Here is a 17,168-nt window from a genome sequence, read left to right as displayed (position 1 = left end):
GGCGGTCGGTAGGGTGCACCTCGTGCCGGATCATGCCCATGCGCCCGACCCCCGTGCCAACCGCGCCGCCGACAGCCGGGAGCTTCCCCGCCGTCGGATCGAGGCGGTCCTGTTCGATTTCCACGGCACCCTGGCCCAGGTGGAGGACGCTCGGGAGTGGGTGGTGGCCGCGGCGGCGAGCTGCGGGGTGCCGCTGGAACGGATGCGTGCGACGGTGCTGGCCGACCGGCTGCTCACCGCCGGCCGGGCCGGCGGGCCGCTGCCGCACCGGGTGCCGCCCCGGCTGGCCGAGGTGTGGTCCGACCGGGACCTCTATCCGCACGCCCACCGGGCCGCCTACACCGGGCTGGCCGCGACGGTGGACGCCGGGATCGAGGGCCTCGCCGACGCCCTCTACGAGCGGGTGCTGGGTCCGGACGGCTGGGTGCCCTACCCGGACACCGCCCCCACCATGGCGGCGCTACGGGCGGCGGGCGTCAAGGTGGCGGTGGTCAGCAACATCGGCTTCGACCTGCGACCGCTGTTCGACGCCTGGGGGCTCACCGAACTGGTCGACGCCTTCGCGCTCTCCTACGAGGTGGGGCGCTGCAAGCCGGACCCGGGCATCTTCCTGCGCGCCTGCGGCATGGTCGGGGTCGACCCGGAGCGGGCGCTGATGGTCGGCGACACCCCGGCGGACGCGGGAGCGGTCGGGGCGGGCTGCGCGGTGCTGGTGCTGCCCCCGGCCGAGGCGGGCCGGGCCAACGGGCTCGGTGCCGTGCTCGACCTGGCCCTGCCGGCCTGACCCCCTCGGTCCGGGTCAGCGCAGCAGCCGCACCGCCGCCGGTACCGCGGTGACCGTCACCGGCAGGCACAGTGACCGTTCCCCGTCGGCGTACGTGGTGATCCCCTCGGCCGCCAGCTCCACGGTCCGCGCCCGGTAGGTGCGCACCAGCGGGTGCCGCACGTGGGTGCCCCGGTAGATCCGCGGCTTGACCCGGATCAGGGTGCGCCGGTCGAAACGGCCGCCGACCACCACGTCCAGCAGCCCGTCCGTCGGGTCCGCGTCCGGGCAGATCCGCATCCCGCCGCCGTAGCTGGCGCAGTTGCCGATCGCCACCAGTACCGCGTCGATCTCCTGCGCCTCCCCGTCGATACGCAGCGTGTAGCGGCGCGGGCGCAGCCGGGCCAGCTCCACCAGGATCGCCACGTCGTACCGGCGGGGACCGCGGGGCCAGCGCATCCGGTTGGCCCGCTCGTTGACGATGGCGTCGAAGCCGGCGGCCAGAACCGCCCCGTACCAGCGGTGGACCCCGTCGGCACCGGTCATCCGGGCCAGGTCGACCGGATGGCTCCGGCCGTCCCGCAGGGCGGCGGCGACCACCTCCACCGCAGCCAGCGGATCGGCCGGATATCCGGTGTCGACGGCGAAGTCGTTGCCGGTGCCGGCGGGCACCGCACCGAACGGCACCGCCGTGCCGGCCACCGCCTGCAACGCACGGTGCACGGTACCGTCGCCCCCGATGGCCACCAGCGCCGACACACCCTCCACGACCGCCACGCGGCACGCCGCTTCGGCCTCCTCCGGGCTGCCCGCGTCGAGCAACCGAACCGGCCGTCCGGCGGTCGCCAGCCGGTCCAGCAGCCGGGGCAGCAGCCCTCGGTGCCGCCCCCGGCCGGCGGTCGGGTTGGCCAGCACGGCGACGGGCCCCTCGGGCGACGGGGCGACGGGCGGGTGATCGTCTGCGGTCACGGCCAGCACGGTAGCGCGACCGGCCCGCCTCCGTGTTCCCCCCAACGGCTGCCGGGCAGTGGCAGCACTCCCGGCTACGCACGAAGCGGTGGCCGGGAGCCCCGGCCACCGCTTCGTGCGTTGGTGCGGATCAGGTCATGCCGTCGTACCGGCGGTCGATCGGTGCCGGCGCGGGGATCCGGTCCGGGGCGGCGATCGGCGCGCTCGCGTCCACCCGGTCACCGGCGGCGACCGGCTCCGGCTCGGACGGGAGCGGGGAGGCCTCGTCGTCGTCGATGCCGGCGTAGACCTCCTTGTCACGGCCCTTGCGCCGGTCGTTGAGGAACGCCACCCCGACCGCGGCGAAGTAGAGCAGACAGAGGCAGAGCGCCAACGCCGTCATGCCGAACGGATCCGGCGTCGGGGTGACCACTGCGGCGAACGCGAAGAACAGGAAGACCGCGATCCGCCACCAGCCCAGCAGCCGCCGGGCGCTGGCCAGCCCGACGAAGTTGAGCATCAACACGATCAACGGGAACTCGAACGCCACCCCGAACAACAGGATCAGGTTGGTGACGAAGGAGACGTACCGGGTGATGTCCAGGGTCGTCTGGATCTCGCTCCCGGCGACGTTGAGCAGGAACTCCAGACCCTTCGCGGTGACGAAGTACGCCAGCAGCGCACCGGCCGCGAACAGCGGGGCGGCCAGGCCGGTGAAGACGTACGCGTACCGCCGCTCGTGCCGGTGCAGGCCGGGGGCGATGAACGCCCAGAGCTGGTAGAGCCAGACCGGGGCGGCGATGATCAGGCCGACCCAGAGACCGATCTTCAGGTTGAGCAGGAAGAGGTCCGCCGGCCCGAGCTGGACGAAGTCGCAGCTCGCGCCGGTCTCCTGGAACTTCGGCAGGTCGCAGTACGGCTTGCGGAGAATGTTCAGGACCGGCCCGGCCAGCCAGAGCCCGAAGCCGAAGCCGATCAGGATCGCCAGCGACGCCCGGAAGAGTCGGTTACGCAGCTCACGGAAGTGCTCGACCAGCGTCATCGAGCCTTCGGCGGCCCGTTCGAAGCTGCTCGGACCGCGCTTGCGGAGGCCGAAGCGCACGGTTGTCCGGCCTTCCGGTCAGTTCTCGCGGACGCGCTGCACCGGGTCGACGACCGGGGGCGCGACCGGCTGCTGCGGCGCCTGGTACGGCTGACCGACGTGGGGTGCCTGCTGCGGGTGCGCGGCGTAGGGCGCCTGCTGGGCGGCCTGCGGCGGCAGCGTCTGGTAGCCGGCCTGGGCGTCGGCCTTCTCGGCCAGGTCGCGGTCGTCCTCGTGCAGGCTCTTGGTCTCCGCCTTGATGATGCGCAACGAGCGACCCAGCGAACGGGCCGCGTCGGGAAGCCGCTTCGCGCCGAAGAGCAGGATCAGCACGACCACGAGTACGGCGATGTGCCACGGCTTGAGGGCACCCATGGAAAGCTCCAGTCGCTCTGTGTGTCGGGGTGATGTGTCGCAGCCCATCGTACGTGCGCCGCGCGCTTCCGCCACCCGCCGGCCCGCTGGCTGTGCGGTCCGGCCGGTGAAGTCTCGGTCAACCCCGGGTGTCCCGTCAACCGTCTCCGGAAACCCGCACCGCAGCTCACGATCACCCGACGAGTGGACGTCGAGTGGCGGTCAGCCGCCCCGCCGCGCATTGATGACCTCAATTCGCTGCTGGGCGGTGGCGATCCGCCGCTGCAAACCCTCGGCCCGTTCCTGGAGCACCTCGGCGGTCGACTGGAGCGCCTCGGCCTGGGCCTGCCGCTGTTGGAGGGCCAGCGCCGCCCGGCGCAGCCGGGGCAGGCGGGCCAACACCGGCCGGACGGCGAGCGCCAGCACGACCAGCGGGACGAGCACCACCGCGAGCACGATCCACTTCACCACGGCGTCAGCCTACTGCCTGCCGGGGTGGCCCGCCGGGCCGGCCGAGCCGGGTGCCCCGGCCACCTCCACCGCTCCGTCGACGAGGACGACCGGCACCCCGACGGCCGCACCGGGCGCCCCGACGGCCGGACCAGGTGCCTCGACGGCCGGGCCGGACACGTCGGCGGCGGGACCGGGCGCCCCGGGGGCGGCCCCGTCGTCCACCGCAGAGGTGGCGTACGCGTCCAGGGCGGCGAGCGCCTGGGCACGCACCTGCTCGGCCAGTTCCGCCGGGGCCACCACGGTCGCGTCCGGGCCCAACCCGAGCACGAAGCGGCGGGCCCAGCCCAGGTCGGTGACGCGCAGCGAGACCAGCCAGTGGTCGCCCTCGCCCGCCTCCACCCGCTCACACGGGTAGTACTCGGTGATCCAGCGTTCCCGCCGGCCGATCCGCAGGGTGATCAGCGGCAGGTCGGCTGACGGGCGGAACACCCCGCCGGTGAGGTCGTACGAGCGGGCCTGGGGCGGCACCGCCACCGGCTCGTCCAGCTCGGTGACCGCGTCGATCCGGTCCGCCCGGAACAGCCGGACCGCCTCGGCCCGGCGGCACCAGGCCTCCACGTACGCCCGACCGCCGACCATCAGCATCCGCAGCGGATCGACGACCCGCTCGGTGGTCTCGTCCCGGGCCGGGGTGTAGTAGGTGATCCGCAGCGCCCGGCCGCCCTCCACCGCGGCGCGCAGCGCCTCGACCCGCTCGTTGTCGGCCGGCAACCGGACGGCGACCGGCGCGCCCACGGTGTCGCCCGCCGCGTTCTCGATCTTGGCGAGGGCCCGCTCGACCGCCTCCCGGTTCGCCACCCCCGGCGTCTCGGCGAGCATCCGCAACGCCACGACCAGCGCCAACGCCTCGTCCGGCGTCAACCGCAGCGGACGGTCGATGCCGGCGTCGTAGGTGATGGTGACCCGGTCGCCGTCGAACGCCATGTCGATCAGGTCACCGGGACCGTAGCCGGGCAGCCCGCACACCCAGAGCAGTTCCAGGTCCTCCCGGAGCTGGCGTTCGGTCACCCCGAGGTCCCCCGCCGCCTCGGCGATCTCGATGCCCGGCCGGGCGAGAAGATACGGCACCAGGTTCAGCAGGCGGGCCAGCCGGTCGGCCGAGGCCCGCGAACCGGTCGGGCGGGTGGCGGTACGACTCACCGGACACCTCCGCTCACCGCGACCTCGTCGTGCCGGGCCGCGACTTCCTTCAGTCGCTGGATGACCGCCTCCCGCACCTCCGGCGGATCCAGCACCCGCACGTCCGGGCCGTAGCCGACGAGCTGGCCGGCCAGCGACTCCGGGTCGGCGTACGGCAGGACCAGTCGGTCCCCGTCCGGCCCGGTGCCGCCACCGACCGCCCAGCGGCGCAGTCCGGCGGCCCGGCCCGGGGTGACCAGGACGGTGGCCCGGCCGGTCCGCTCCACCGGCCCGGACCAGCGGGCGACATGGCTGATCAGGTCGACCTCCGGCGGGGTGTAGGCGCCGGGACGACCGGTCACCCGGACCGCGCCGACCACCCGGGACAGGCGGAAGCACCGGGTGGCACCCCGGTCCAGGTCGTGACCGACCACGTACCACCGGCCCCGCCAGCAGACCACCCCCCAGGGCTGGAGGCGGCGGGTGGCGGGCGCGTCACCGTCGGGGGTGCGGTAGTCGAAACTGACGTCGCGCCGATCCCGCGCGGCGGCGGTCAACGGCGCGAACGCCGGGTCCACCGTGACCATCGGCTCCAGGCCGAGAGTGGCCTGGGGGTCCACGTCCACACCGGCGGCGCGCAGCTTCGCCAGCCCCGAGGAGGCGGCGGCGGCGAGCCCGGCGTGCTGCCACAGTCGCGCCGCGATGCCCACGGCGGCGGCCTCGTCCGGTTCGAGCGGGATGTCGGGGAGCGCGTACTCTCGGTGGGCGATCCGGTAACCCGGCTCGGTGTCGAAGACACTGGCGGTACCGGTCTCCAACGGCACGCCCAGCTCCCGCAACTCGGCCTTGTCCCGCTCGAACTTGCGCTGGAACGCCTCGTGGTCGCGGACGTCGTCCGGATCGTGCTCGTAGCCGGGCACGGTCGCGGCGATCTGCGCGGCGGTGAGGAACCGTCGCGTGGACAGCAGGCAGATCACCAGGTTGACCAGGCGTTCGGTACGGGTCCGCGACACGTGCAAGACGCTAGCAGCCCGCCGACCCGCGCAGTCCGTGCACCCACACGCGCGGCGCGCCGCCAGCCGCTCCGGCCGGGCGAGCGGCGACGCCCCGGTGGTGGCCGGCAACCCCTTCTCGTCACCATGGGGTGACCGAAGACCCTTCCTGCCGGTGCAGGGAGCAGGTGACGGGTTGCGATCGTAGGGTGAGCCCATGGCGGGCGCGCCGGCCAGGACCGAGAGTGTCGGCACGGTGGTCGTGGCCGGGGCCGCGAACCTCGCGATCGCCGTGGCCAAACTGATCGCCGGACTGCTCTCCGGCTCTGCGGCGATGCTCTCCGAGGCCGTCCACTCGCTCGCCGACACCACCACCGAGGTGCTGCTCTACGCCGCGCTGCGGCGGGGCGCGCGCCCTGCCGACCACCGCCACCCCTTCGGGTACGGCAAGGAGAGCTACCTCTGGGCGCTGCTCGCCGCGTTGTTCACCTTCGTGGCCGGCGCCGGCTTCGCCGTCACCCACGGGGTCACCACGATCCTCGTCCACGAGCACCGCGGCGACTACCTCCTGTCGTACGTCGTGCTCGCCGTCTCGTTCGCCATCGAGTCGGTCTCCCTCGCCCGCGCCGTACGGCAGGTCCGGCGCGCGTCGCAACGCTGGCGTACCACCCCGCGCCACTTCCTGCGGTTCACCGCGGACACCACCGTCAAGGCGGTCTTCCTGGAGGACAGTGCCGCGCTGGTCGGGCTGCTGCTGGCCGTCCTCGGCGTGGGCCTGTCCCAGCTGACCGGGGACGAGCTCTACGACGGGGTCGCCTCGATCCTGATCGGAGGGCTGCTCCTGGTCGTGGCCACCGTCCTGGCGTACAGCAACGTCTCCCTGCTGGTCGGCCGGGCGGTGCCGGGGCGTATCCGGCGCGAGATCGAGGACGAACTCGCCGCCCTGCCCACGGTGCAGCGGATCGACACCCTGCTCACCATGCAGCTCGGCCCGGACGACGTGCTGGTCGCCGCCAAGGTCGACTTCTCCGACGACGCGACCGGCACCGACATCGAGGCCGCGGCGGACGAGGCCGAGCGGCGACTCACCGACCGCTACCCCGAGATCCGGTACGTCTTCCTCGACCCGACCGGCGCGCGCCCCGGGGCGGCCGGCCCCGCCCCGGACCCGGACGACCCGGCACCGGCGGGTTGACCAGCGGCGGGCTCGGACGGCGGGGACCCGGACGTGGACGACCGGCCGGACGCCGATAACGTGCCGGTCATGGTGCGATGGCGGACGGGCACGGTCACGGCACTGCGACGCCGGTGGCACGGCGCGACGGAACTCGACGTGGTCCTGCCCGACGGAGCCACCATGCGGGCGCTGGCCTACCCGGCTCTGGTCGGCGAGCCCGAGCCCGGTGACCGGGTACTGCTCAACGCCGGCGCGCTGCTGATGGGGCTCGGCACCGGCGGGTACGCGCTCGTCGTCGCCCTGCCCGACCGGCTGCCCGACGACCCGCCGCAGGCCGCCAGCCGCGACGCCGGGCACCTGGTCAAGGCCCGCTACACACCGCTGCAACCGATCCTGCTCGGTGTCGACGAGGAGGCCTCCCCGCACCACCGGCTGCTCGCCGAGGCCGACGACCTGGCCGGCCTGCCGGTGGTCACCGCCGACCTGCACTCCGCGCTTCCGGCGATCCTGGCCGGCGTGCACGCCGACCGGCCCGACTGCCGGGTCGCCTACCTGCTCACCGACGGCGGGGCGCTGCCCGCCTGGTTCTCCCGCACCCTGGACGGGCTGCGCGGGCAGCTCGCCGGCACGGTCAGCGTCGGGCAGGCATTCGGCGGCGACCTGGAGGCGAGCACCCTGCACACCGGGCTGCTGGCCGCCCGGCACGTCCTGCACGCCGACGTCGCCATCGTCGCCCAGGGGCCGGGGAACCTCGGCACCGGCACCCGGTGGGGCTACTCCGGGGTGGCCGTCGGCGAGGCGGTCAACGCGGTCGCCGTCCTCGGCGGGCGGCCGGTCGGCTCGCTGCGGATCTCCGACGCCGACCCGCGCCCCCGGCACCGGGGCGTGTCCCACCACAGCCTCACCGCGTACGGACGGGTGGCGCTCGCCCCGGCGGAGCTGATCGTCCCGGAGGGCCTCGACCCGGCGCTGGACGCCGAGGTGGGCGCGGCGCTGAGTCCGTTGGCCGCCCGGCACCGGATCGTCCGGGTCGACACCGAGGGGCTGGACGCGGCGCTGCGGACGAGCGTCGTGCCGCTGTCGACGATGGGGCGCGGGCTGGACGCCGACCACGCGTACTTCCTGGCCGCCGCCGCGGCCGGCCGGTACGCCGCCCGCCTCGCCGGCTGACCGCCGTATCCCCGGGGGCCGGTCGCGCACGGGCGCGGCGGGTCGACCGGGGTCGGGGTGCCGGTCGTGCGGCTCAACGCCGTCGAGGCGGGGGCAGGTCAGACCAGGAACACCAGGGCCAGCCAACCGCCCACCATCGCCACCAGGGCGAGGGTGAGCACCCAGGTCGGCACGGTGTACTCACCGCGCCGGTTCCGCTCGATCTCGTCACGAATCTTCTGCCGGCGCCGCTCGACCCAGCTGGGGTGGTCGCGGTCCGGCGGTGGGGAGTTGACCATAACCCGGCAAGCGTACCGGGGTGTCCCGGCCGGCCGACCGGCCCGTCGGGACACCCCGGGTCGGTCACATGCTCGCGATCAGCCGCTCCACCCGCTCGTCGTACGCACGGAACGGGTCCTTGCACAGCACGGTGCGCTGCGCCTGGTCGTTGAGCTTGAGGTGCACCCAGTCGACGGTGAAGTCCCGCCGCTTCTCCTGGGCGTGCCGGATGAACTCGCCCCGCAGCCGGGCCCGGGTGGTCTGCGGCGGCGTCTCCTTCGCCTCGAAGATCTCCGGGTCGGTGGTCACCCGGTCGACCTGGCCGCGCCGTTCGAGCAGGGCATAGAGACCCCGGCCGCGCCGCAGGTCGTGGTACGCCAGGTCCATCTGGGCGACCCGTGGGTGCGACAGCGGCAGGTCGTGCTTGCGCTGGTACCGCTCGATCAGCCGGAGCTTGGTCACCCAGTCGATCTCGCGGGCGACCGGCTCCAGGTCACCGGTCTCCACCGCGCGCAGCACCCGGCCCCACAGCTCCACCACCCGCTTGGCGCTCTGGTCACCGCCGCGCCGCTCGACGAACTCGGTCGCCCGGGCGAGGTACTCCTGCTGGATCTCCAGGGCGCTGACCTCCTTGCCGGAGGAGAGCCGCACCTTGCGCCGGCCGGTGATGTCGTGCGAAACCTCGCGGATCGCCCGGATCGGATTCTCCAGGGTGAGGTCCCGCATCACCACGCCGGCCTCGATCATCCGCAGCACGATGTCCGCCGACCCGACCTTCAGCAGGGTGGTGACCTCGTTCATGTTCGAGTCGCCGACGATCACGTGCAGTCGGCGGTACCGCTCCGCGTCGGCGTGCGGCTCGTCCCGGGTGTTGATGATCGGCCGGCTCCGGGTGGTCGCCGACGAGACCCCCTCCCAGATGTGCTCGGCCCGCTGGGAGAGGCAGTACACCGCCCCGCGCGGCGTCTGGAGCACCTTGCCCGCGCCGCAGATCAACTGTCGGGTGACCAGGAAGGGGATCAGCACGTCGGCCAGCCGCCCGAACTCCCCGTGCCGGGAGACCAGGTAGTTCTCGTGACAGCCGTACGAGTTGCCGGCCGAGTCGGTGTTGTTCTTGAACAGGTAGATCTCGCCCGCGATGCCCTCGTCGTGCAGCCGCTTCTCCGCGTCGATCAGCAGACCCTCCAGGATCCGCTCACCGGCCCGGTCGTGGGCGACCAGGTCGACCACCGAGTCGCACTCCGGCGTGGCGTACTCCGGGTGCGAACCGACGTCGAGGTAGAGACGGGCACCGTTACGGAGGAAGACGTTGCTCGACCGGCCCCACGACACCACCCGACGGAAGAGGTAACGCGCGACCTCGTCAGGGGAGAGCCGCCGCTGCCCCCGGTAGGTACAGGTGACGCCGTACTCGGTCTCGATACCGAAGATTCGCCGCTCCATGAAGAGACATTAGCCCCCCACGGCCCGAATTGGGCAGCGCTCGACGGCGGCATTGTCGCACCCGGTCGTCGGACCGGCACCAACCGCACCGATCCCCCGCGGCGGCGAACCGGCCGGTCGGGCCGGCAGCGGGGCCGCGCCGTCCCGGTCCGCCGGGCCACGGTCCCGGGTAGAGTTGGCCGACCGTGAGGATCCTCGTCACCGGCGGCGCCGGCTTCATCGGTTCGGCCTACGTGCGGCGCCTGCTGCGCGGCGCCGAGCCGGAGATCACCCCGACCGTCCTGACCGTCCTGGACAGCTTCACCTACGCCGGTACGCGGGGCGCGCTCGCCGCCGTGCGCGCCGATCCCCGGCTGCGGGTGGTCCACGGTGACGTCCGGGACGTCGACCTCGTCGACGGCACCGTGGCCGGGCACGACCTGGTCGTGCACTTCGCCGCGGAGTCCCATGTGGACCGCTCGATCGTCGGGGCGGCCGCCTTCGTCAGCACGAACGTGCTCGGCACCCAGACCCTGATCGACGCGGCCCTGCGGCACGGGGTCGGCCGGTTCGTCCAGGTTTCCACCGACGAGGTCTACGGCTCGATCGACACCGGCTCGTGGACCGAGTCCGCGCCCCTGGACCCCTCCTCGCCGTACTCGGCGTCGAAGGCTGCGGCGGACCTGCTGGCGCTGGCGCACCACCGCACCCACGGACTGGACGTGGTGGTCACCCGCGGCTCGAACACCTACGGCCCCTACCAGTACCCGGAGAAGCTGGTCCCGCTCTTCGTCACCAACCTCGTCGACGGGGAGCCGGTGCCGCTCTACGGCGACGGCCGGCACGTCCGCGACTGGCTGCACGTCGACGACCACTGCCACGGCATCGCCCTGGCCCAACGGCTCGGCCGGGCCGGACGCGTCTACCACCTCGCCGGCGGCACCGAACTGACCAACCGGGACCTCACCGGACGGATCCTCGCCGTCTGCGGGGCCGACTGGGACCGGGTGCGCCAGGTCGCGGACCGCAAGGGCCACGACCGGCGCTACTCCCTCGACACCACCCGCAGCCGCCGGGAGCTGGGGTACGCCCCCCGGGTCGACCTGACCACGGGACTGGCCGCCACCGTCGACTGGTACCGGTCGAACCGGGCCTGGTGGCGGCCCCTGAAGGACCGCCCCTGAACCGGGCCGCCCGCTCAGGCCGCCGGCCCGGTCGACGTCCCGGTGGAGGTCACGCCTCCGCAGGCCCGGTCGACTCCTCCGGGGCGACCTCGGTGGCCTGCCCCTCCAGGTCCGCCGAACCGGCCGAGGTGGTCGGCTTGCCCGCCGGGGCCGACGGCGGCTTCGGCGTCTCCGCCCGAGCCGACCCGGCCGGCTCCTCGCCACCGTCGAGCAGCGCGGTCAGCGCCGCCCCGGTGATCCGGCGGAAGGTCCGCCCCACCCGGCCACGGTCCAGCACCGCCACCTCGAGCTGGTTCGCGGCGATGGTCCGTGCCGCGCCCCCCTCGCCACCGACGGTGCCGAGCGCCCGCACCGCGACCTTGACCGCCTCGGCGAGAGACATCTCCGGGCGGTGCTCCGACTTGAGCACACCGGAGATCGCCTCCGCCTGTCCGCCCATCGCCATCCGACCCGGCTCGTCGTTCACCGAGCCGTCGTAGGTCAACCGGTAGAGTTCGTCCTGCTCCGCCGAAGCACCCACCTCGGCGACGCAGATTTCCACCTCGAACGGCTTCGACTGCTCGGTGAAGATCGCACCGAGGGTCTGCGCGAACGCGTTGGCCAGCGCCCGTCCGGTCACGTCCCGCCGGTCGTAGCTGAGGCCGTTGAGATCGGCCATCCGCACCCCGGCGCGCCGCAGGTTCTCGAACTCGTTGTACCGGCCGACCGCGGCGAAGCCGATCCGGTCGTAGATCTCACTGACCTTGTGCAGGGCGCTGGAGATGTTCTCCGCGACGAAGAGCACCCCGCCCGCGTAACTGAGGACCACCGCGCTACGGCCCCGGGCGATGCCCTTGCGGGCCAACTCGGAGCGGTCGCGCATGATCTGCTCGGGCGAGGCGTAGAACTGCATGGCCACGACGGCGGTTCTCCTTCAGGCGCTGTGCTGACGGCTGCTGGTTGCTGTTGGGCGGGAAGCGGGGTCAGCCGCCCGGGTTCTCCATCCGGCCCGCCACGACGCTCTCGGCGAGCGCGGCGGTCTCCTCGGCGGTGAGCCGGTGCGTTCCCTCCGCGGTCGCGGTCATCACCACCGGATAGATCCGACGGGTCAGGTCCGGGCCACCGGTGGCGGTGTCGTCGTCGGCCGCGTCGTAGAGCGCCTCCACCGCGAGTCGGGTCGCGTCAGCGACGGAGAGGCCGGTGCGGAACCGCTTCTTCAGGGCGGACCGGGCGAAGATCGAACCCGAGCCGATGGCGTCGTAGCCGGTCTCCTCGTAGGGACCACCGGTGACGTCGAAGCTGAAGATCCGGCCAGCTCGGGCCGGGTCCGGCGCGGCCAGGTCGAAGCCGGCGAAGAGCGGGATCACCGCGAGGCCCTGCATCGCGGCGCCCAGGTTGCCCCGGATCATCGCGGCGAGCCGGTTGGCCTTGCCGTCGAGCGAGAGCATCGCGCCCTCGATCTTCTCGTAGTGCTCCAGCTCCACCTGGAACAGTCGCATCAGCTCGATGCCGATGCCCGCGGTACCGGCGATGCCGACCAGCGAGTACGCGTCCGCCGGGTGCACCTTCTCGATGTCCCGCTGGGCGATCAGGTTGCCCATGGTGGCCCGTCGGTCGCCGGCCATCACCACGCCGCCGTCGGCCACGATGGCCACGATGGTCGTCGCGTGCGGCGCGAGGTCGGCGGCCATGCCCGGCGGCAGCGGCCGTCGGCCGGGCAGCAGCTCCGGTGCCACCCGACTCAGGAACTGGGTGAAGGAGGACGTCCCCGCGTTGGTGAACACATCTGGTAGACGCCCGGATGGATCAAAACCCGCTGCCACGTGGTTCCTCTCAGGTACGTGATCGCCCCGGCCAGCCGTGACTGGTCGTCACGGAACTGACCAAGACCACCGTTGCAGTTGAAGCAGAGTATCCCGCGCACCCACCCGGTGCGGTGATCGTGGTCCACATGTTGCGGCTCGGCGGCACCACAGATCGCGCAGACGCCGCCCTGTTCGGCCAGAAGCTGGTCGAACTCCTTCTGCCCGATGCCGTACCGCCGACGCAGGTAGCCCACCGGCGTCGGCGACCGTCGTTGCGGCACACCACCCTGCTTGCGACGACTCGCCTCCGACCGGGCCGCCGCACAGGTCTTGCAGTCGAGGGCGAGGCCGCCGGCCCGGCGGCGATTCCGGTGGAACTCCGTCAGAGGTGGTACCCGCTCACACTCCCGGCACGGCTTGTCCGTCGCACGTGGCGAATCGGACATGTGCCCTATTGTCCGCCCTTCTGGACGTAGCCCCGCACGAATTCTTCGGCGTTCTCCTCGAGGACGGAGTCGATCTCGTCGAGCAGGTCGTCGACGTCCTCGGTGATCTCGGCGTGCCGCTCGGCGACCTCCGGGTTCGCCTCGGTGGTGACGTCCTCGATCTCCTCGCCCTGGCGCGCCTTGCCCGACTGGGACTGACCGCCGCTGTCACGAGTAGCCATCCGGTGCCTCCTCCACGATCGCTTGCCAGAAACTTACCTCGCGGAGGCGACGAAAACCGGTCACCCGACCGGCTTTCGCCACCGACCGCCGACTCAGCCGCCGGTCAACGTCTCCAACAGGTCCTTCGCGCTCTCGCAGCGGTCGAAGAGTGCTCCCACGTGCTGCCGGGTGCCCCGCTCGGGCTCCATCATCGGCACCCGCACCAGCGACTCCCGGCCGATGTCGAAGATCACCGAGTCCCAGCTCGCCGCGACCACCTCGGAGGGGTACTCGGCGAGGCAGCGCCCCCGGAAGTAGGCCCGGGTGTCCTCCGGCGGCTCGGTCATCGCCGTGCGGGTCTCCTCGTCGGTCAGCAGCGTCCTCATCGACCCCCGGGACACCAGCCGGTGATAGAGGCCCTTCTCCGGCCGCACGTCGGAGTACTGGAGGTCGACGAGCTGGAGCTTGTGCGAGCCCCAGCCGAGCTTCTCCCGCTCCCGGTAGCCCTCCAGCAGCCGCAGCTTCGCCACCCAGTCCAGCTCGTCCGCGCAGAGCATGACGTCCCGGCCCAGCCGGTCCAGCACGCTCTCCCAGCGGGCCAGCACGTCGAGGGTCTGCTCGTCGGCGTCGGCGCCGTACCGGGTGTCCACGAAGGACCGGACCCGCTCGTAGTACGCCCACTGGAGGTCCAGGGCGGTCAGCCGCCGGCCGTCGCGCAGCCGCATCCGGTGGGTCAGCGACGGGTCGTGGCTGACCGCGCGCAGCTCGCTGACCGGGTCGGCGATGCCCAGGTCGGGGCCGAGCGCCTTCTCCTCGATCATGGTCAGGATCAGGGCGGTGGTGCCGACCTTCAGGTACGTGGAAATCTCCGAGAGGTTGGCGTCGCCGATGATGACGTGCAGCCGGCGGTACTTGTCGGCGTCGGCGTGCGGCTCGTCCCGGGTGTTGATGATGGGCCGCTTCAGGGTGGTCTCCAGACCGACCTCGACCTCGAAGAAGTCGGCCCGCTGGGAGATCTGGAAGCCGCTCTGCCCGCCGTCCTGGCCGATTCCGACGCGCCCCGCGCCGCAGACGATCTGCCGGGTGACGAAGAACGGCGTCAGGTACGCCACGATGTCGGCGAAGGGCGTCTGCCGGCGCATGAGGTAGTTCTCGTGCGCGCCGTAGCTGGCGCCCTTGTTGTCGGTGTTGTTCTTGTACAGGTGGATCGGCTGGGTGCCGGGGATGGTGGCCGCCCGCCGGGCTGCCTCGGCCATCACCCGCTCCCCCGCCTTGTCCCAGCGGACCACGTCGCGGGGCGTGGTCACCTCGGGGGTGGAGTACTCCGGGTGGGCGTGGTCGACGTAGAGCCGGGCGCCGTTGGTCAGAATGACGTTGGCCAGGCCCAGATCCTCGTCGGCGAGCGCCTCCGCCGGGTCGTAGGCGGCGCCGGAGTAGGTGAAGCCACGAGCGTCGCGCAGGGGCGACTCCTCCTCGTAGTCCCAGCGCGCCCGGCCACCCCGGTTCAGCTCGGGACGCGCGCCGTAGGCGTTGACCACCTGCGACGAGGTGACCATCGGGTTGGCTCCGGCCTGGCCGGGAACGGAGATCCCGTACTCGACCTCGGTGCCCATGATCCGTCGTACGCTCATCGACCTACCCGCTTCGCTCGCCAACGTGCTCCGGTGTCACGTCGAGCGTAGTCCGCGTCACCCGGGAAGTGGGCGTGGCGCATCAGCCGAGGACGGTGTGGTCGATCCTGCCCGAGCGTGCCCGGGGAACAGCGGGAGCCCGCGGCGTGTCGCGCCGCGGGCTCCCCTGGTCGACGGTCAGAGGTACTGACCGGTGTTGCTGGCGGTCTCGATGGAGCGGCCGGACTCGGTGCCCTTGCCGCCGGAGACGAGCGTCCGGATGTAGACGATCCGTTCGCCCTTCTTGCCGGAGATCCGGGCCCAGTCGTCCGGGTTGGTGGTGTTCGGCAGGTCCTCGTTCTCGCGGAACTCGTCGACGCAGGCGTCGAGGAGATGCTGGAGCCGGAGCCCCTTGCGCCCGGAGGTGAGGAACTCCTTGATGGCCATCTTCTTGCCCCGGTCGACGATGTTCTGGATCATCGCGCCCGAGTTGAAGTCCTTGAAGTAGAGGACTTCCTTGTCGCCGTTGGCGTAGGTGACCTCGAGGAAGCGGTTCTCCTCGGTTTCCGAGTACATCCGCAGCACGACCGCGTCGATCATCGCGGCGACGGTGGCCTGGGGGTCGCCGCCGTGCTCGGTCAGGTCGTCCGGGTGCAGGGGCAGCCCGGCGAGGATGTACTTCGAGAAGATGTCCTTGGCCGCCTCGGCGTCCGGACGCTCGATCTTGATCTTCACGTCGAGTCGGCCGGGTCGCAGGATGGCCGGGTCGATCATGTCCTCCCGGTTGGAGGCGCCGATCACGATGACGTTCTCCAGCCCCTCCACGCCGTCGATCTCGCTGAGCAGCTGCGGGACGATGGTGTTCTCCACGTCGGAGGAGACACCGGAGCCCCGGGTCCGGAAGATCGAGTCCATCTCGTCGAAGAACACGATGACGGGGGTGCCCTCGCCGGCCTTCTCGCGCGCCCGCTGGAAGATCAGCCGGATGTGCCGCTCGGTCTCGCCGACGTACTTGTTGAGCAGCTCGGGGCCCTTGATGTTCAGGAAGAAGCTGGTGTGCTTCTCCTTGCCCTCCCGCTCGGCGATCTTCTTCGCCAGCGAGTTGGCCACGGCCTTGGCGATCAGCGTCTTGCCGCAGCCGGGCGGACCGTAGAGCAGGATGCCCTTGGGCGGGCGGAGCTGGTGCTCCCGGAACAGGTCGGCGTGCAGGAAGGGCAGCTCGACCGCGTCGCGGATCTGTTCGATCTGCGAGTGGAGGCCGCCGATGTCGGTGTAGCCGACGTCGGGCACCTCCTCCAGGACCAGCTCCTCGACCTCGCTCTTCGGGATGCGTTCGTACGCGTACGCCGAACGCGGCTCGATCATGAGCGAGTCGCCGGCCCGGATCGGTGAACCGATCAGGGTGTCGGCGAGGTGCACGATCCGCTCCTCGTCGGAGTGCGAGACCACCAGCGCCCGGTCGCCCGGTTCGCCGTCGGGGCCCGCCAGGACCTCCTTGAGCATCACGACCTCACCGACCCGCTCGTAGCCGAACGCGTCGACGATGTTCAACGCGTCGTTGAGCAGGACCTCCTGGCCGCGGCGGAGTTCGCTCGCGTCCAGTGAGGGTGAGACGGCCACCCGGAGCTTGCGACCGCCGGTGAAGATGTCCACCGTGCCGTCGTCGTGCCGGGCGAGGAAGACACCGTAACCGCTGGGCGGCTGCGCCAGCCGGTCGATCTCCTCCTTGAGCGTCACGATCTGCGCGCGTGCCTCCTTGAGGGTGCTCACGAGCCGTTCGTTGTTCTCGGTCAGCCGCGCCAACTGTGCCTGGGTGGCCGCCAGGCGCTCTTCGAGCTGCCGGACGTGTCGGGGGCTCTCGGTCAACTTGCGCCGCACCAGAGCGAGTTCCTCTTGGAGAAACGCGACCTGCGTGGAGAGATCGTGGGCCTCCTTCTCCCACCGTGCGGCGCGCGAGTCCGCGTCGTCGCTGCGTGCCACGTCCCACCTCCCCGGGGGGCTTGAACGTTCTGCCCTAACACTAGCCGCTATGAGCCCGATTCGGTCCCACGCAACGCGCTGAACCTTGATCGCCGGGTACGCGGGCGGGGCCGGTCCGGCGTTCGGGTACCGTCGGGGGCGGAACGCGGGAGCATGGGGGTACAGC

General features: G+C 72.2%; 17 protein-coding genes and 1 pseudogene. 4 read left to right on the top strand and 14 right to left on the bottom strand.

Annotated elements, in window-relative coordinates:
• Window positions 1-97 precede the first annotated feature (97 nt).
• Window positions 98-784: an HAD-IA family hydrolase gene (locus AB0F58_RS14595; protein WP_357142731.1), complete on the top strand. Its 687-nt coding sequence runs from the start codon at window positions 98-100 to the stop codon at window positions 782-784.
• A gap of 15 nt (window positions 785-799) precedes the next feature.
• On the opposite strand, the gene AB0F58_RS14590 is transcribed toward AB0F58_RS14595, so the two are convergent.
• The 6 genes and pseudogenes from AB0F58_RS14590 to AB0F58_RS14565 form a co-directional block, all read right to left on the bottom strand.
• Window positions 800-1,741, bottom strand: a complete 942-nt coding sequence (locus tag AB0F58_RS14590) for a diacylglycerol kinase (protein ID WP_357142581.1) — start codon at window positions 1,739-1,741, stop codon at window positions 800-802.
• A 121-nt stretch (window positions 1,742-1,862) separates the two neighbouring features.
• Complete coding sequence (tatC, locus tag AB0F58_RS14585) at window positions 1,863-2,813, bottom strand: twin-arginine translocase subunit TatC (protein WP_357142580.1); 951 nt, start codon at window positions 2,811-2,813, stop codon at window positions 1,863-1,865.
• Window positions 2,814-2,831: 18 nt separating this feature from the next.
• A complete protein-coding gene (tatA, locus tag AB0F58_RS14580) occupies window positions 2,832-3,167 on the bottom strand; it encodes a Sec-independent protein translocase subunit TatA (protein ID WP_357142579.1) in 336 nt (111 codons plus the stop codon).
• A gap of 201 nt (window positions 3,168-3,368) precedes the next feature.
• Window positions 3,369-3,617 (bottom strand): hypothetical protein, encoded by a 249-nt coding sequence (locus AB0F58_RS14575; protein ID WP_357142578.1) that lies wholly within the window; start codon window positions 3,615-3,617, stop codon window positions 3,369-3,371.
• A gap of 210 nt (window positions 3,618-3,827) precedes the next feature.
• A pseudogene (locus tag AB0F58_RS14570) lies at window positions 3,828-4,799 on the bottom strand (YafY family protein); the annotation flags it as partial.
• Window positions 4,796-5,791, bottom strand: coding sequence for a WYL domain-containing protein (locus AB0F58_RS14565; RefSeq protein WP_357142577.1), 996 nt, complete (start codon window positions 5,789-5,791; stop codon window positions 4,796-4,798). The pseudogene AB0F58_RS14570 and the gene AB0F58_RS14565, both read right to left, overlap by 4 nt.
• Window positions 5,792-5,987: 196 nt before the next feature.
• Here AB0F58_RS14565 and AB0F58_RS14560 point away from each other — a divergent pair, with 196 nt between their 5' ends.
• Together AB0F58_RS14560 and AB0F58_RS14555 are read left to right on the top strand one after the other, a co-directional pair.
• Complete coding sequence (locus AB0F58_RS14560) at window positions 5,988-6,965, top strand: cation diffusion facilitator family transporter (protein ID WP_357142576.1); 978 nt, start codon at window positions 5,988-5,990, stop codon at window positions 6,963-6,965.
• A gap of 69 nt (window positions 6,966-7,034) precedes the next feature.
• Entirely contained in the window at window positions 7,035-8,117 is a 1,083-nt protein-coding gene (locus AB0F58_RS14555) for a DUF3866 family protein (protein ID WP_357142575.1), read from the top strand.
• Window positions 8,118-8,215: 98 nt separating this feature from the next.
• Here the strand turns inward: AB0F58_RS14555 and AB0F58_RS14550 are convergent, their stop codons facing one another.
• Complete coding sequence (locus AB0F58_RS14550) at window positions 8,216-8,395, bottom strand: hypothetical protein (protein WP_357142574.1); 180 nt, start codon at window positions 8,393-8,395, stop codon at window positions 8,216-8,218.
• Window positions 8,396-8,459: 64 nt separating this feature from the next.
• The gene (pafA, locus tag AB0F58_RS14545; protein ID WP_357142573.1) at window positions 8,460-9,818 is read right to left on the bottom strand and encodes a Pup--protein ligase; all 1,359 of its coding nucleotides are present in this window, start codon (window positions 9,816-9,818) and stop codon (window positions 8,460-8,462) included.
• A gap of 185 nt (window positions 9,819-10,003) precedes the next feature.
• On the opposite strand from pafA, the gene rfbB reads away from it, so the two are divergent.
• Window positions 10,004-10,981 (top strand): dTDP-glucose 4,6-dehydratase, encoded by a 978-nt coding sequence (rfbB, locus tag AB0F58_RS14540; RefSeq protein ID WP_357142572.1) that lies wholly within the window; start codon window positions 10,004-10,006, stop codon window positions 10,979-10,981.
• Between the two features lie 49 nt (window positions 10,982-11,030).
• Here rfbB and prcA read toward each other — a convergent pair whose 3' ends face one another.
• The 6 genes from prcA to arc form a co-directional block, all read right to left on the bottom strand.
• Window positions 11,031-11,879 carry a proteasome subunit alpha gene (prcA, locus tag AB0F58_RS14535; protein WP_357142571.1) on the bottom strand — a complete coding sequence of 283 codons (849 nt, stop codon included), beginning with the start codon at window positions 11,877-11,879 and terminating at the stop codon, window positions 11,031-11,033.
• Between the two features lie 64 nt (window positions 11,880-11,943).
• Entirely contained in the window at window positions 11,944-12,783 is an 840-nt protein-coding gene (gene prcB, locus AB0F58_RS14530) for a proteasome subunit beta (protein ID WP_357142570.1), read from the bottom strand.
• On the bottom strand, window positions 12,702-13,211 hold the full coding sequence (locus AB0F58_RS14525) for an endonuclease VII domain-containing protein (RefSeq protein ID WP_357142569.1): 510 nt from the start codon (window positions 13,209-13,211) through the stop codon (window positions 12,702-12,704). The genes prcB and AB0F58_RS14525 overlap by 82 nt, the downstream gene beginning before the upstream one ends.
• A gap of 5 nt (window positions 13,212-13,216) precedes the next feature.
• Window positions 13,217-13,432 carry a ubiquitin-like protein Pup gene (locus tag AB0F58_RS14520; RefSeq protein WP_074477166.1) on the bottom strand — a complete coding sequence of 72 codons (216 nt, stop codon included), beginning with the start codon at window positions 13,430-13,432 and terminating at the stop codon, window positions 13,217-13,219.
• A gap of 93 nt (window positions 13,433-13,525) precedes the next feature.
• Window positions 13,526-15,043, bottom strand: a complete 1,518-nt coding sequence (gene dop / locus AB0F58_RS14515) for a depupylase/deamidase Dop (RefSeq protein WP_357142568.1) — start codon at window positions 15,041-15,043, stop codon at window positions 13,526-13,528.
• Window positions 15,044-15,220: 177 nt separating this feature from the next.
• A complete protein-coding gene (gene arc / locus AB0F58_RS14510; protein WP_357142567.1) occupies window positions 15,221-17,002 on the bottom strand; it encodes a proteasome ATPase in 1,782 nt (593 codons plus the stop codon).
• Window positions 17,003-17,168: the final 166 nt, after the last annotated feature.

This window comes from Micromonospora sp. NPDC023956, from assembly GCF_040639195.1.
Lineage (GTDB): Bacteria > Actinomycetota > Actinomycetes > Mycobacteriales > Micromonosporaceae > Micromonospora.
Note: the sequence above shows the minus strand (reverse complement) of the source record. Positions and strands in the feature narration are given on the sequence as shown.